The organism is Nocardia tengchongensis, assembly GCF_054781395.1.
Window position 1 is genome coordinate 482,873 of sequence record NZ_BAAGUM010000017.1, and the last position, 15,109, is coordinate 497,981.

14 protein-coding genes, 2 tRNA genes and 1 pseudogene are annotated in these 15,109 nt (G+C 66.7%); 6 read left to right on the forward strand and 11 right to left on the reverse strand.

Annotated features, from left to right (window positions below; genetic code table 11):
- The first annotated feature begins 64 nt into the window (after positions 1-64).
- On the forward strand, positions 65-553 hold the full coding sequence (locus ACYVKL_RS33250; RefSeq protein WP_379167197.1) for a DUF420 domain-containing protein: 489 nt from the start codon (positions 65-67) through the stop codon (positions 551-553).
- Between the two features lie 31 nt (positions 554-584).
- On the opposite strand, the gene ACYVKL_RS33255 is transcribed toward ACYVKL_RS33250, so the two are convergent.
- Positions 585-803 carry a LapA family protein gene (locus ACYVKL_RS33255; RefSeq protein ID WP_379167195.1) on the reverse strand — a complete coding sequence of 73 codons (219 nt, stop codon included), beginning with the start codon at positions 801-803 and terminating at the stop codon, positions 585-587.
- A 270-nt stretch (positions 804-1,073) separates the two neighbouring features.
- Between ACYVKL_RS33255 and ACYVKL_RS33260 the strand changes: the two genes are divergently transcribed.
- On the forward strand, positions 1,074-1,985 hold the full coding sequence (locus ACYVKL_RS33260) for a formylglycine-generating enzyme family protein (protein ID WP_379167922.1): 912 nt from the start codon (positions 1,074-1,076) through the stop codon (positions 1,983-1,985).
- 118 nt (positions 1,986-2,103) lie between these two features.
- A complete protein-coding gene (locus ACYVKL_RS33265; protein ID WP_379167193.1) occupies positions 2,104-4,620 on the forward strand; it encodes a sulfatase-like hydrolase/transferase in 2,517 nt (838 codons plus the stop codon).
- Positions 4,621-4,668: 48 nt separating this feature from the next.
- On the opposite strand, the gene ACYVKL_RS33270 is transcribed toward ACYVKL_RS33265, so the two are convergent.
- The 8 genes and pseudogenes from ACYVKL_RS33270 to ACYVKL_RS33305 form a co-directional block, all read right to left on the reverse strand.
- Positions 4,669-5,115, reverse strand: coding sequence for a hypothetical protein (locus ACYVKL_RS33270; RefSeq protein ID WP_379167191.1), 447 nt, complete (start codon positions 5,113-5,115; stop codon positions 4,669-4,671).
- Positions 5,116-5,174: 59 nt separating this feature from the next.
- Positions 5,175-5,525 carry an SRPBCC family protein gene (locus ACYVKL_RS33275; RefSeq protein ID WP_379167189.1) on the reverse strand — a complete coding sequence of 117 codons (351 nt, stop codon included), beginning with the start codon at positions 5,523-5,525 and terminating at the stop codon, positions 5,175-5,177.
- Between the two features lie 41 nt (positions 5,526-5,566).
- Positions 5,567-5,758: a hypothetical protein gene (locus ACYVKL_RS33280; RefSeq protein WP_379167964.1), complete on the reverse strand. Its 192-nt coding sequence runs from the start codon at positions 5,756-5,758 to the stop codon at positions 5,567-5,569.
- A 33-nt stretch (positions 5,759-5,791) separates the two neighbouring features.
- Positions 5,792-6,816 (reverse strand): annotated as a pseudogene (locus ACYVKL_RS33285) (ATP-binding protein); the annotation flags it as partial.
- A gap of 216 nt (positions 6,817-7,032) precedes the next feature.
- Positions 7,033-8,319 carry a glycosyltransferase family 87 protein gene (locus ACYVKL_RS33290; protein WP_379167187.1) on the reverse strand — a complete coding sequence of 429 codons (1,287 nt, stop codon included), beginning with the start codon at positions 8,317-8,319 and terminating at the stop codon, positions 7,033-7,035.
- 62 nt (positions 8,320-8,381) lie between these two features.
- Positions 8,382-9,704 carry a phosphatase PAP2 family protein gene (locus ACYVKL_RS33295; RefSeq protein WP_379167920.1) on the reverse strand — a complete coding sequence of 441 codons (1,323 nt, stop codon included), beginning with the start codon at positions 9,702-9,704 and terminating at the stop codon, positions 8,382-8,384.
- A gap of 214 nt (positions 9,705-9,918) precedes the next feature.
- Positions 9,919-9,995: transfer RNA gene (locus ACYVKL_RS33300), tRNA-Pro, on the reverse strand.
- Between the two features lie 39 nt (positions 9,996-10,034).
- Positions 10,035-10,105 (reverse strand) — tRNA-Gly (locus ACYVKL_RS33305).
- Between the two features lie 393 nt (positions 10,106-10,498).
- Between ACYVKL_RS33305 and ACYVKL_RS33310 the strand changes: the two genes are divergently transcribed.
- The gene (locus ACYVKL_RS33310) at positions 10,499-11,512 is read left to right on the forward strand and encodes a diguanylate cyclase domain-containing protein (RefSeq protein ID WP_379167182.1); all 1,014 of its coding nucleotides are present in this window, start codon (positions 10,499-10,501) and stop codon (positions 11,510-11,512) included.
- Positions 11,513-11,638: 126 nt separating this feature from the next.
- Positions 11,639-12,415, forward strand: coding sequence for a DUF1542 domain-containing protein (locus tag ACYVKL_RS33315; protein WP_379167918.1), 777 nt, complete (start codon positions 11,639-11,641; stop codon positions 12,413-12,415).
- A gap of 7 nt (positions 12,416-12,422) precedes the next feature.
- Here ACYVKL_RS33315 and ACYVKL_RS33320 read toward each other — a convergent pair whose 3' ends face one another.
- Positions 12,423-13,319, reverse strand: a complete 897-nt coding sequence (locus ACYVKL_RS33320) for an alpha/beta fold hydrolase (protein WP_379167178.1) — start codon at positions 13,317-13,319, stop codon at positions 12,423-12,425.
- A 115-nt stretch (positions 13,320-13,434) separates the two neighbouring features.
- Here ACYVKL_RS33320 and ACYVKL_RS33325 point away from each other — a divergent pair, with 115 nt between their 5' ends.
- Entirely contained in the window at positions 13,435-14,028 is a 594-nt protein-coding gene (locus ACYVKL_RS33325) for a TetR/AcrR family transcriptional regulator (protein ID WP_213557374.1), read from the forward strand.
- A 151-nt stretch (positions 14,029-14,179) separates the two neighbouring features.
- Here the strand turns inward: ACYVKL_RS33325 and ACYVKL_RS33330 are convergent, their stop codons facing one another.
- Positions 14,180-14,899: a DUF8020 domain-containing protein gene (locus ACYVKL_RS33330; RefSeq protein ID WP_379167176.1), complete on the reverse strand. Its 720-nt coding sequence runs from the start codon at positions 14,897-14,899 to the stop codon at positions 14,180-14,182.
- Between the last annotated feature and the right edge of the window lie 210 nt (positions 14,900-15,109).

A 15,109-nucleotide genomic window follows, 5' to 3' on the forward strand; every position in this document is an offset into this window, starting at 1 on the left:
GCCTCGCGGATCTTACCGACGCGGTGTCGGGAAAAATCTCCGCAGACAGGTTTGAGGTACGGCAATGAACCAATTCCCCGGAGTCGACGGATTCCTCGGCACGCGCGCATCGTGGGCGATGGACACCATGGTGTTGGTGATGGCGCTCGTGGTCGCCGTCCTGGCCTGGAGCGTCTACCAGGTCAAGGCCAAGCGAAAGTTCGGTCTGCACAAGGGAGTTCAGATCCTGCTCGCGGTCGGTCTGCTGGCCGCGGTGGTCCTGTTCGAACTCGACGTGCGCTTCAACGGCTGGCAGTCCCGCGCCGCCGGCGTGGTCGGCGGCACCGCCTCGACCGCGGTCTGGACCGCCCTGGCCATCCACCTGGCCTTCGCCGTCTTCTCGGTCGTCCTCTGGCCGATCGTGATCATCCGCGCGGCCCGCAACTTCGACACACCCCCGCACCCGGGCGCGCACAGCGCCTGGCACCGCCGCTGGGCCCCGATCGCCGCCATCGGCATGACCCTCACCGCGGTCACCAGCTGGATCTTCTACGGACTCGCCTTCGTGGCCTGACCCGCCCGCTTCGATTTCGTTGGGAGTGGGGCTATCGCCGGCGGGCGAGGAGGCCGACCAGCCAGCCGACGGCGAAGGTGACCAGCAGGACCAGCCACATCGGGGATCGGATGGTCATGAGCAGGAATTCGATGTCGACCTTGTGGCGGTTCTCGAGAATGAACAGGACGGCCAGCACCGTGAGGACGATGGCCACCCACTGCTTGGGTGAGATACGTGCCAGGACTGAGGGTTTCGAGGGTTCGGTCACTGTCGGGCTCCCGGTGGTGTGTGTCGCTCCCCATCCATTGCGGGCCGATAACTGTCTATCCGATCCACTGTAGTCAAGCCGTACCGGCGAATGCTGGATGTCAGCCGATGTTGTTTGTTCGTTATTGCGCCCGAGCGCGCCGATCGAAGGCGGCCTACTGTCGTAGTAGCTTTCTCGGCAAAGGGATTGGGATCGAATCGGTTCCTGGCAGGCGGTAGGACGGGAGGCTGGGTGATGTCGGGGAGTGTCGCGGCGACAGCACGCAAAGGGATGGTTCGGGTCCCCGGCGGCGCATTCGCTATGGGTTCGCGGGACTTCTTTCCCGAGGAGCAGCCGGTGCGTGAGGCGGTGGTCGAACCGTTCTGGATCGACGTCCACCAGGTCACCAATGCGGACTTTCACCGATTCGTGCGGGAGACCGGTTATGTGACCGTCGCCGAGCGCGACCTCGACCCGGCCGACTTTCCCGGCGCCGCGCCCGAGGACCTGGTGCCGGGGGCGCTGGTGTTCCAGCGCACGAACGGGCCGGTGCCGTTGGATGATTGGCGGCGGTGGTGGGCCTACGTGCCGGGGGCGAGCTGGCGGCATCCCGGCGGGCCGGGCACGAATCTGGACGGCCGCACCCTGCACCCGGTGACTCACGTCGCCTACGCCGACGCCCTCTTCTATGCCGAATGGGCGGGCAAGTCACTGCCCAGTGAGGCGCAGTGGGAATTCGCGGCCCGCGGCGGCCTGGACGCGGCGACGTTCCCGTGGGGCGAGGAGTTCGCGCCGCGCGGGCGGCGGATGGCCAACACCTGGGTCGGGCGGTTTCCGTGGGAGTTCCAGCCGGGCAAAGGCCAAGCCGTGCAGCCGGGCACGACCAAGGTCGGCACCTACCCGCCCAACGGGTACGGGCTGTTCGATGTGGCAGGCAACGTGTGGGAGTGGACCACCGACTATTACCGCGGCGATCACGGCGCCCCGGCGAGCTCGTGCTGTGCCCCCGCCGCCGGTCCCGCCCGCGCCGACGGGCCGCCGCCGGTGGAGGCCGGTGAGCGGTTTCCGCGGCGCGTGGTCAAGGGCGGCTCGTATCTGTGCGCACCGAATTACTGTCTGCGGTATCGCCCGGCGGCGCGGCAGGGTCAGACCGAGGACACTGCCACCTGTCACCTCGGCTTTCGGTGCATCCTCACGGACTGACCTCCGCAATTAGGCAGGGAACAGAAAGGTCCGTCGTTAATCTCGGTTGAGACACCTATTGGTCGCTGAACAGCAAATATTTGGCGAATGATCCTTCGGGCTGCCTAGCCTGCTCGATATGACGCCGTCGAATCGCGAGCAGTCCTCCTCCGACGATCCCGGTTCCGATCCGCAGCCCACCCGCGGCAAACTGTCCAGGCGCTCGATGCTGGGCGGGTTCGCAGCGGCCGGGGTGGGCGCCGCCGCCGTCCCGTTTCTCGCCGCCTGTGACAAATCCGGCGGCGACGGACCTCCCGGCTACGGGACGGGGATCAACGACGGATTCGACGGCAAGATCGAACTCGACGTGCGCGATTCCAAGGCCGACTGGAAACCGTTCGAATTGAAGACGGCTCCCGAAGGCGCACCCAACGTGCTCGTCGTGCTGTTCGACGACACCGGCCTGGCGTCCTGGTCGCCCTACGGGGGCCGCATCAACATGCCCACCCTGCAGCGGCTGGCCGACAACGGGCTCACCTACACCCAGTGGCACACCGCCGCACTGTGTTCGCCCACCCGCTCCACCATGCTGACCGGCCGCAATCATCACGTGAATCGTTTCGCGTCGATCACCGAGGGCTCCACCGGGTTTCCGGGCGCGGCGGCTCGCCTGCCCGCGCAGTGTGCGACGGTCGCGCAAGTGTTGCAGGACAATGGTTTCAGCACGTTCTGGGTCGGCAAGGAACACAACGTGCCCCAGGAGGACGTCGCCCCCGGCGGCAGCAGATCCGAATGGCCGACGCAGAAGGGGTTCGACCGCTTCTACGGATTCCTCGGCGGTGAAACCAACAACTGGTATCCGGACTTGGTGGAGGACAACAGGTTCGTCGACCCGCCCGCTACCCCGGAGCAGGGCTATCACCTGTCGAAAGACCTCGCCGACCATGCCATCAAGATGCTGCGGGATTCACGGGCGACCAACCCGTCCAAGCCGTGGTACATGTGGTTCTGCCCCGGCGCCAACCACGCACCGCATCACAGTCCGACCGAGTATGCCGACAAGTACAAGGGTCAGTTCGACGACGGCTACGAGGCGTATCGGGAATGGGTGCTGAAACGGATGGTCGACAAGGGCATCATGCCCAAGGGCACCACCCTGACACCGATCAACCCGCTACCGAAAGACGTTGCGCTGGACGCGGACGCGGTGCGGCCCTGGGACTCGCTCAATCCGGACGAGAAGCGGTTGTTCTCCCGGATGGCCGAGGTGTTCGCCGGGTTCTCCGAGTACACCGACGCGCAAGTCGGGCGCATTGTCGACTTCCTGGAGCAGAGCGGTCAGCTCGACAACACCGTCATCATGTACTGCGCCGACAACGGCGCCTCGGGTGAAGGTTCGCCGAACGGGTCGGTCAACGAGAACAAATTCTTCAACGGGTACCCCGACGATCTCGCCGAGAACATGCAATACATCGACACGCTGGGTTCGCCCGCCACCTACAACCACTATCCGACCGGTTGGGCCACGGCGTTCTCGACGCCGTTCCAGATGTTCAAACGCTATTCGCAGTTCTCCGGCGGCACCTGCGACCCGTTGATCATCCACTGGCCCAGGGGAATCAAGGCCAAGGGCCAGATCCGCCACCAATACCACCATTCCACCGACATCGTGCCGACCATCTTCGACGTCACCGGTGTGCAGATGCCCGAGGAGTACCGGGGAGTCAAACAGTATCCGCTCAACGGGGTCTCGATGCGCTACACCTTCGACGACGGGGGCGCCGCCACCACGAAGAAACGTCAGTACTACGCCATGCTGGGTACCCGCGGCATCTGGCAGGACGGCTGGAAAGCCTCGGCGTTGCATGCCCCGATCAGCGACAAGGGGCATTTCGACCAGGACAAGTGGGAGCTGTTCCATGTCGACGAGGACCGTTCCGAATCCAAGAACCTCGCCGATCAGTATCCCGACAAGCTGAAAGAACTGATCGGGGTGTGGAACGACGAGGCCAAGGACAATTACGTGCTCCCGCTCGACGACCGCGGCGCCGCAGAACTGCTCGCCGTCGAACGACCCCAGCCCGAACCGCCCCGAAACCGCTACGTCTACTACCCCGACGCGTCACCGGTTCCCGAGGCCGCCGCGGTCAACATCCGCGGCAAGTCCTACAAGATCCTCGCCAGTGTCGACCTCGCACCCGACGCGCAGGGCGTGATCTTCGCCCACGGGTCGCGGTTCGGCGGGCACACCCTGTTCATCAAAGACGGTGTGCTGCACTACATCTACAACTTCCTGGGCATCAAACCCGAACAGGACTTCGTGTCGTCCGCGCCGCTGACGCCGGGCAAACACACCCTCGGCATGGAATTCACCCGAGAAGGAGCCGGTCAATACGGTGAATCCCTCGGCACCACAACGCTCTACGTCGATGGCCGACCGGTCAACAAGGGCGCGATGCGTGCCCAGATCGGAATGTTCTCCCTCGCCGGCGACGGCCTGTGCGTCGGTTACGACAGCGGCGACAGCGTCACCACGCAGTACCGGCCCCCCGGCACCTTCACCGGCGGCACCATCGAGAACGTCACCATCGACGTCGGCAAGGAGTCCTACACCGACCTCGAGAAGGAGGCCGCGGCCGCGCTCGAACGCAATTAGCGGAATTTCGCGAATGGGCGGGCGATGGTGATCGCCCGCCCATTCGCCTCAGTCCCACTGAATATCGCTGGCGGTGGCCTCGTAGACCAGTCTGTTCTTCGGGATGAGGCCGATCAGGCGCGAGAGGAACGCCCGCGCGGCCGTCTGCAGCGCGGTGGTCAACTCCGATTCGTCGACCGTCGCCTTCCGCTGCCCGATGGTGCCACTCCGCAAGGTCACCAGCACCCGTCCTCCCTCGATCCGGCGGAAGGTCAGGTCGATCGGCTGATCCGGAAATGACGTGCTGCCTTCACCTTTGGCGCGAAGTTCACAAATCGCGGTGACGATGTACGCCCAGAGCTGGTCGACGTCATCCCACAGTTCCTTGTCGAGAATGGTGACCCCATTGATCTCCAACTCGATGGCTCCCTCCACGTGCCGGGGATTCGACGGCGTGAAGCCGACCTCTTCTACCGGCACGAACGACCCTCGCCGATCCTTCAGGTACGAAGTCACCCTGATCAATTCGACATCCCCTCGGATCTCATGCCCGGGAGCTTCGCATCAGTCCACGGTCAGTGGTGGATGACCGCGCCGAGGCGGGGCAGCACGAGTCGCTTCCAGCTGCGCTCCACGGCATTGCGGGCCATCCGCTGTCGGCGATCTTCGATGTCGAAGCCGGTCTGCGTCAACAGCAGTCGGGTGCCGCGGCCCTGCGGTCTGAGGGTCCAGTCGACGGTCCAGTGGGTGGGGTAGTCGGCTCGCGGGTATGTCCAGGTGTAGGTCAATTGCTCGCGGGGGTGGGCGACCAGCACCTGGCAGATGATTTCGTCGATCGACGAGTCGGGGGTGGTGAATCGGAAGCGGGTTCCGACCATGGTGGCGAAGCCGGTGGGGCGGAGTGAAGGCCCTGGCGAGAGCGGCATCGGGCGCGATGGGGTGAGGGCTGTGTGACCTGGGTGGTTGCCTAAGGGGTTGCCTGCCAGAGGGTTTCTATGGGGAGAGCGCGGAGACGGTCGCCGAAGGGCAGCGAGTGCTGGCCGGTGTAAACGATGAAGCCCGCAACGAAACGGTCGCCCAGCCGCTCCTGGAGATGGCGGAGTCCTGCGAAATCGTGTTTGTGGAGGGTAGCGCCGGCCTTGACCTCGATGCCGATCACACGGCCGTCGGTCGCTTCGAGAACGGCGTCGACTTCGACCTTGTCCTTGGTGCGGTAGTGCCACAACGTCGCACGCTCATCATTCCAGGTGAGCTGGCGCGCGAGTTCCATGAGGACGAAGTTCTCGAGGACGGTGCCGGCAGCCCCGCCCGGATCGGCGAGTCGCGCGGGACCTTGGCCGAGGAGATGGCACAGCAAACCTGTGTCGACAAAGGCAAGTTTCGGAGTGCCGATCGCCCGGTGAGTGGCGCCACCCGACCACGCGGGATGGTCTTGATCAAGAAGACGGTCTCGAGCAGCGTCAGATAGCGGGTGATCGTCGAGCGGTGAATGGCGAGCTCACTGGCGATGGTTGCAGGAACAAGCAGGTTCGCGCTGCGAATGGCGAGTAACTGCAGGAGTTTTCGAAGCTGCGGTGTGCGTTCGATCGCTGAGATCTCCTGCACGTCCCGTTTGATCAGGGTATCGATGTAGCTTTCGAAGAAGGCGCTACGGCGGCGATCTGTACGACGCACCGCCTCGGGGAAGCCGCCGACCGCGGCACGTTCGATGTAATCGCGGCGGCGCAGGGCTGAATCATGGGTCAGGCGAATGCCTTTGGCGAAGGCGGCATCGATGAATCGGTCGGGAGTATCCGATATCTCACCTTGGGAGAAGGGCCATAGTTCGATGGTCTCCATGCGTCCCGGCAGCGCATCCGGCAACGACTTCAGCGCAAGCACCTGTGCTGACCCGGTGAGCAGGAATCGGCCCGGTCGTGGGTCGGCGTCGACGTCGGCCTTGATCGGAAGGAAGAGTTCAGGTGCACGCTGTACTTCGTCGATGACGAGGAGTCCGTCGTGTTCGATGAATCCGACCGGGTCGTCGTGTGCTGCGCGCAGTGCCACCGGGTCGTCGAGCGTCAGTGAGCGCACCGGTCGCCGCGTCGCGGCAACAAGCTCTTGCCTGACTGCCGCGCGCCATTGAGCGTGACAACCCGTGTATCCTGTAGCGCTTCGATCACTCTGACCTGGGCTTTTCGGGTGACCAGTCCGGTTCCGGATGCGCTTGGCATACACCCAATTATGCCCTGTTGTGCGCGTCTGGACGCTACTTTCGTGCGCATCTGGTCGCAACAGTGCTGCACATTTGGTCGCTAGTTGGGTGCGCGTATGGCCACACGTTTGGCGCGCGGCTGGTCGCCATCTTCACTAGCGCGCGGTCGTTCCGGACCCTATTCGTTGCGGTCGAGGCCGTGGACAGGGGCGCGTTCGAGCGGCACCGCCGTGTCGGGGCTAGACGCGTGCGGTACGGGCGCGGAGCGTGAGCAGGCGGGCGAGGCCCAGGGTGAGGAGGGCTGCGGTGGCGAGGATGTAGATGTCGCCGGGGATGTGTTGCCACCAGGTCCAGCGGAGTTCCTGGTGTTTGCCGTTGGGGACGATGCCGGGGCCGATCAGGAAGAAGAGGGCGAAGGTGGCGATCAGGGCGTAGGTGGCGGTGGCCGGTTTGGTTGAGGTCCAGGCGATGGCGGCTACCAGGGCGGGGGCGGCCCAGACCCAGTGGTGGGTCCAGGAGACCGGCGAGATCAGCAGCAGGACTGCGGCGTTCACCAGGAGGGTGGCGACGGCCAGGGCGGTCATGGGGGCGGGTTCGGGGATGCCCGCCCGGGCGGCGGCGGTGCGCTCGACGCCGGTCAGGTGGTGCATGAGATAGGCGCCCGCGCCGACGACGACGAGGGCGAGGGCCAGCCAGACGATGGTGGCGGCCGGGGACGAGTAGCCGAAGACGCGGAAGGCCATGCCCTTGAGGGACTGGTTGCCGACGTAGTCGGGGGAGCCGATGCGGTTGGTGTCGATGACGGCGTGCAGCCAGTAGTCGCGGGATTCGGTGGGGAGCAGGACGAATCCGGCGGCGACGATGCCGACGGCGGTGCCGGCCGCGGTGGCGGCGGCCTTCCAGTCGCGGCGGATCAGGAAGTAGAGGATGAACGCGGCGGGGGTCAGCTTGGTGACCGCGGCGATGCCGATCAGCACGCCGCGCGGCCAGCGCGGCTTCTCGGTCAGGCAGTCGAGGGCGACGGCGGCCATCAGAACCAGGTTGATCTGACCGAACCAGAGGGTGGTGCGGACTGGTTCGACGGCCAGCAGCAGCACGACCGCGGACACGGTGAGCGTGAGTTTGGCGCGGGCGTCCAGATCGGGGCGGATGCGCGACAACACCAGCCAGACCGTGACGCCGAGGCAGGCCAGGGAGCTCGCGGTCACCAGCAGTTCGGCCAGCCAGAGCGGGACGATGGCGAGCGGGATCATCAGGACCGCGGCCGAGGGCGGGTAGGTGAACGGCAGATCGGTGTGGCCGGCCACGGGGAGGGTCGCGCCGTAGAGGGTGCCGTGGTCCAGCCAGCCCCGGGTGTCGATGCGATAGACCTGCAGATCGAGGAAACCGTGCATGGCCGAGAAGATGGCCGTGATCGCCAGCGTGAGCAGGATTCCGACCACGATCGGAATGCGAGGCAGGCCCGCGCGGCCGTCAGACTTGAGATTGCGCAGCAAGCTCTGTTGCCCCGCCCGCGTAGTGATCATCAGGGAGAGGGTAACCCTTTCGGTGTTCGGGCAAAGATGTCCGGATTGCGTTGGGGGAGTGGTTAATCGACGGCAAATCCGTCGATGGGTGTTCTGCCTCCCCAGTGCGCCAACCGGCTACCCGGACGCGCGAACCAGGTCGCGTAGAAGAGGAACGATACGGCCGCCAGCGAGCCCAGCACGACCGCCCCCGCGAGTACCGGGTACGCCGCCATCGTGCCAGCCAGGAACCGATAGGACAGCAACAATCCGGCGAGCACCGCCGCGCCGAGCGACACCATGCGGACACGCGGATGCTCCCAGCCGCGCTCGGGATCGCGCAGCGCCGACTCCACGGTCAGGCACAGCACCGCGCCCGCCACCAGATCGGCGCCGTAGTGATAGCCGAACCCCAGCGTCGCGAGCAGCGTGCACACCAGCCAGAACGCGCCCGCCCAGCGCAGCCACCGCGGCCCGCGGCGGGAGTGGATGAACAGCGCCGTCGCCCACGCGGTGTGCATGGACGGCATGCAGTTCCGCGCGGTCTCGGAGTCGAACAGCATCGGCTGCGGGTCGGTGGTGAAGGCGGGCCACACCTGCGGCCAGTCCCCGATCTCCAGCCCGTGCCCGAGCGGACCGTAGGCGAAGACCGGCCCGACCACCGGAAACAGCACATACCCGAGCGGTCCGATCACGCCCAGTACCAGGAAGGTTCGCACCAGGTGGTGCCGCGGCCACGCACTGGTCGACACGTGACGCAACTGCCACACCGCGACCACCACCGCCGCGACCGGCAATTGGATGTACACGACATGCAGGACATGCGAGGGGATCGGACCGAGCGTGTCGAGCAGCCGCCCGACCAGCCACGCCGGTTCGCCCAGCGCCCGATCCGCGAGCTGGACGTATTGATCGAGCACCCGCGGTCCGGCGACGATACTGACCATCAGCCAGGTGTCCGCGAGCTTGGACGCCATCACCAGCAGCACACCGAAGGCGATGGCTTGCAGCGCGGTCCGGCGTCGCTCGCCCTCCCAGCGCAGCACGACCACGGTCAGCGCGGTGAGCGCCAGCGTCGGCCCGGTGCCGATCGACACATGCCAGCCGCAAGCCACTTGCAGCCCGAGCGTCAACAGGTCCAGCACCCCGGCGGCAACCAGTGCGATCACCCGGGTACGCGCCGGCACCCCGACGCAGGCGAGCCCCAACCCCGCCCACGACACCGCCGCCGACTGGGGGTTCGCGAAGTAGTCGTCGACCAGGCTGCGCAGCGGCCCCATCACGCCGTGCGCGGATGCCCACGCCTGCGCGATCGCCAGCAAAACAACGGCGATCCCCAGCCCGGCGGCCGGGATCAGGCGAGAACGCGTCTCGCGCCCGGACAGCACCGAGCTGGAAGCGTTCATCTTGTCGTCGACCAGCACCGTAAATCGATAACACAGTGCAAACGGAGGCACAACATCCGGTTACCGAAATCCCACTTCCAGGTGGATCGGGCACGGATCAGCTACCGGAGATACGGGTGAAAGCGACCTGGATGCGGTCGGGAACGGCCGAAAATACGGCCGCGGGCGAATTGTCCGCTGCTACCGGCTGGATCGGGCGGAGCGATGCGAAAGATGGTCGGGGTGACAGGATTTGAACCTGCGACCCTCCGCTCCCAAAGCGGATGCGCTACCAAGCTGCGCTACACCCCGTTGCACGTCGGATCCGACGCTCCCCGATGAACGGGAAAGAGCGGGTGACGGGAATCGAACCCGCGCTATCAGCTTGGAAGGCTGAAGTTCTACCATTGAACTACACCCGCAGCCACCGCATCCAAGGATGCCGTGTGCGTAGAGCACTGTACCGAACCTCACTCCCCGAATGCCAATCAGGTCGCGTCGTCGCACGTCGCGGCCGGTGAGGGCAAGCATTCGGCGCGTCGCGAGAACATGCCGAAATTGGGTGTAACGCCAGGGCGTCGCCAGCGATGTGACATCCGATCGCCATTCGCGAGACAGTGGGAACCTGTTCTGAATCAGGGGTTTTCGATGTCGGGTGGCTTGCTAGGATCCTTTTTGTCCGGACGGGGGTATCTGGAAAGGGGGCGGTGAGCATGCACCACTGGTGTGGCCGACCGCGTAGCAGTGAGTTCGATCCGAAGGGCGTGACCGGCGAGGATGCCGGCCCTGGCATCACGTACGCAGGGTGAGCGCGCATGTCCATCCGTCTCGATACCCGAACCTCCGCCATCGTGGCGGCGACCATCCGGGAATGGGTGCGGTCGGTGCACCCCGGCGCGAGCAGCGCCGCACTGGGTCATGCGCCCAGTGTTCCCTCCGCTGACCTCGAGGCCATCTTCGGCCGGGTCATCAACGAATTGCTGGAATTGGCGGGCTCCGAACCGTTTCCGGTGCGCTCGGCCCGCCGCATCGGCCGCAGCCTGGCCGACGCGCCGTTCGAACGCACCCGCATGCTCGCCCCCGCCAGCCGCGCGCTGCTCGGGCTCGCGCCGGGCGTGCGCGGCTCGCTGATCGCCACCCGCTGGTCGTTCATCGCCAGCCAGGCCATCGACGCCTACGCCGAGGCGCTGCAACAGCGTGCCCTCGTACAGCAGGAACGCAGCCTCTCCGAGGCGGTGTCGGTGCGGGTGCAGGAGATCGCGGCCTTACAGACCCGGCTACGGCACGAGGCCACCCACGACGCCCTCACCGATCTGGCCAATCGCTCCCTGTTGCAGGAGCGGGTGCGGGTGATGGCCACCGATTCGGCGCGCGGGGTGGGGCTGCTGCTCATCGACCTCGACGACTTCAAGGCCATCAACGACAACTACGGCCACACCGTCGGCGACGAGGTGCTGGTCAGCATCGCGCAGCGGCTGCGGTCGGCCTGCCCGCCCGAGACGGTGATCTCGCGCTACGGCGGCGACGAATTCGTGGTGGCGCTGCCCGCGCGCCGCAATTCGCTCAGAGAGCTGGCCATGCGGGTGCTGGCCGCGCTGTGCGAGCCGGTGCCCACGGCCGCCGGGTCGGTGCCCGCGTCGGCGAGCGTCGGCACCGCGTTCTGCCCGCCCGGCCGGGACTGTGATTTCTCGGACCTGCTGCGCAGTGCGGACCGGGCCATGTATTCGGCGAAAACCGCCGGCAAACGACAGTTCGCGGTGTCGGAGCCGGACGAAGAGGAGGTTGATCCAGCCGGTCGCACGACACGATTCGCGGCCGTGGCCGGGTGAGCCGGAAGATTCAGGGACCTCAGAGCGACTAGCAACTATTCGGCGAATTTCGCCGCGTAGGCTGGTCGCGTGTCTACGGTCGTTGTTCTCCTCCTCATCATCGTGGTCGTGCTGCTGGCTGTCGTCATGGTCAACCGCGGGCAACGCTCGCGCGCCGGCACCGAACTCGCGGACGCCAAGGCCGACGCGCGCCGGGTGATCGAACGCCTCGGCGGCCAGGTCTACAACCTCACCGGCAGCGACGACGCCTCCAAACAGGCCCTCGCCGACGCGGGGGAGCGGTTCAACGCCGCGGGGTCGCAGATCGAGCAGGCCGCCACCGCCGCGCAGGCGCGACTGGCGAAAGAGACGGCGCTGGAAGGGCTTTACTACGTGCGGGCCGCCCGCTCCGCGATGGGCATGGACCCCGGACCCGCCGTTCCCGAACTCGACGGTCAGCGCAGTGCCGGTCGGGTGACCGAGGAGCGGGCCATCGACTTCGACGGCCGCCGGGTCGAGGCCTCGCCCACGCCGTCGGCGTCGACGCCGAACTATTACCCGGGTGGCCGGGTCGCCGGGCGTCCGGTGCCGGCCGGTTGGTACTCCGAACCGTGGTGGAAGACCGCCCTGGTCGCCGGCGCCTGGGGTGTCGGCTCCGCGGTCCTGTTCAACGCGCTGTTCAGCGGCATGTCCGGGGTCGGCTACGACTCCGCGGCCTTCGAAAGCGGTTACGGCGACGGCTATCAGGACGGTCTGGACGCAGCCGACGGTGGATATGCCGACGGCGGCTACGACCAGGGCGGCGCCGACCCGGGTTACGACCAGGGCGGCTACGACCAAGGCGGTTTCGACCCCGGCGCCCAGGACTACGGCGGCGGCACCGACTTCGGCGATTTCGGCGGCTTCGACGGCGGCGACTTCTGACCGTCGGTCAGTGCCCGGCGCTCGTCTCGGTCAGGAAGCCCCGGATCGCGCCGACCAGCTGCTCTGGCTGATCCTCGGGCGAGAAGGTGCCCGAGTCGCGGATCCATTCGATGCGCGCGTCCGGGAAGTCGGCCGCCATCCGCTCGGCGTACTTGTCCGGGAAGAAGCGGTCGCCCGCCGACCAGGCCAGCAGCACCGGCTTCTTGAAATCCGCGAAAGTCCTTGCCGCGGCGAGGGTGTGCTTGCGGTCCAGGCCGAGGATGGCGCGGCGGGTATCGCTGCGGATGGCCTTCACCCCGACCGGCAGCGCGTAGGAGTCGCTGGCGGCGCGGTCGATCGGGCGGCGGGCCAGCCAGCCGTAGGCGATGGGCAGGCGGCGGGCCGGTCGCAGGCGCATGCTCGCGGCCAGCGGGACCAGCGCGCCCGGGGTGCGGGCGGCCAGGCCGAGGTAGTCGAAGAACGAGGGCGGGAAGTTCTCGTAGGCGTCGCACGAGGTCAGTACCAGGCGGGCGACGAGATCGGGGCGGGTGGCCACGACCAGCTGGCTGACCGCGCCGCCGGAGTCGTTGCCCACCAAGGTGACCGGGCCCAGGTCGAGGTCTTCGATGGCCGCGATGACCAGATCGGCCAGGCCGGTCGGGGTCAGGTCCGCGTCCGGCATCGCGGTGGTGTGCGATCCGAACGGGAGATCGATTGCCACACAACGGTATTCGCCGGAGAAGGCCGGGATGATCTTGCGCCACAGGTTGGCGTTGACCAGTAGTCCGTGCACGAAAACGATGGGATCGCCGTTGCCGCTGTCGAAGACGGTCAGCGAGCCTTGCGGCAGGGTGAGCTCGCGGCGGGCGCCCAGTGCGGGATCGCGCCACGCGGCGGGGGATTCGGGGGTGATGGTGTTCGTCATCTGGATTACTCCCTCTGGAGCGGAGATGGTGAAGACCATTTCAAACTAACAAACAGGCTGCCTGTTTTCAATGGTTCGGCGTTACGATCCACCTACCCAGACCGGAAAGGCGTCGATGATCAGGCAAGCCGAACGATCCGAGTCGACGCGCGCCAATCTGATGGCCGCCGCGCGCGCACTGTTCGCCGAACGCGGCTACGCCGGGGTCAGCACCCCGGAGATCGTGGAGCGCGCGGGCAGCTCTCGCGGCGCGCTCTACCACCAGTTCAAGGACAAGAAGGACCTGTTCCGGGCGGTCTACGAGCAGGAACAGCAGGAGATCCTGCAGCAGATCGCCGCGACCATGGCCGAGGCCCCGCCCACCGACCCCATGGCCGTCCTCGAAACCGGCCTGCACAACTTCCTGCTCTCCTGCGTCGACCCCGAACGCGTCCGCATCACCCTCATCGACGCCCCCGCGGTGCTCGGCTGGCAGGAGTGGCGCGCGGTCGACGAGAAGTACGGCCTGGGCCTGATCGTGGCCGGCCTCGAAGCCGGCATCCAGGCCGGCGTGCTCCGCGCCGACCTCGACATCCGCCCGCTGGCGCTGATGATCCTGTCCGCACTCGGCGAGGCCGCCATGTTCATCGCCAACGCCGACGACCCCGAATCCGCCCGCGCGCGAACCGAACCCGCCGTGCTGGCCCTCGTCCACGGCCTGCGGATGTAGGCACCGGACCCGACGGGTCAGCGGACGCCGTCCGCCCGGTTGTCACCGCGCCGACTCTCGGCGGGGATCGCGGCCGAGAGCGGCGGGGCGGGCCGCTCGAGATCGCCGAACGCGCGGCCGACCTCGGCGGCGCGTTCGGCTCGTTCTGCGCTCAGTTGGCGGGCTGCGCGGGCTGCTCTGCGGGGGTCGTGGGAGTGGTGGTCTTGTCGGCCCACCTGGTGGTGCCCTCGGCGGCCTGAATGGTGGCGAGCAGATCGATGCCACTGGCGATCAGGACGGGTCCGCCCACCGCCATGGTGCCGAGAATGCCACCCACGGCCGCGCCGGTCGTGAAGCCCGGCAGGCATCCGGCAACCAGGGTGACCACGCAGCCGATGGCCGCCCCGAGTGCGGTGCCGACGAATCCGCCGATCATGGTGGCCAGGCCGAACTGGCCGGCGAAGCTGCTCATGGCGCGTTGGTTCTCCAGTTCTGAGGCAACCGGTTTCACGACCAGGGGCTGCGACACCGACAGCCCTGCAGGCTTGTCGGGGGTGAGGGCCAGGACGGCGCCGTTCTGCCGTACCTCCGGCTTGACCGGGATATCGATCGGGCCCAGGCTGAATTTCATCGGCAGGATCAACAGCACCTTGCCGTCGGTGTCCTTCACGTTCACCACCGGGGCCGACCCGTCGGCCTGCGATAGTTCGAAGGTTCCGTCCTTCAGGGTGGTGACGACGGTCTTGTCGACCAGCTTGACCGAGTACTCGACCCCCGGGGCGGGGGCGGGCTGGGCATTCGCCGGGATGGTTGCCACGGTGAACGCGGCGGCCTGGGTGACGAGTGCGCCGGCCACCAGGGTGGCGGCCGCAGCAGCAATGCGGAACTCCATGCCTATCCAATCCTTTATCGGGTGTGGGCATATCCGAACCCGGAGCTTAATGCAAATAAATGTTGCCGAAAAGGTTTCGGACACAAGAGATAGAGCGGAAATTATGTGTCCTATATGGGGAAATGGTCCCGGAAGTCCGAATTGCCGCAATGTTGCTCGCGGTAGTGCCCGATGTGTGCCCGCGCCGGAGTGTTCGGCACACTCGTTTCC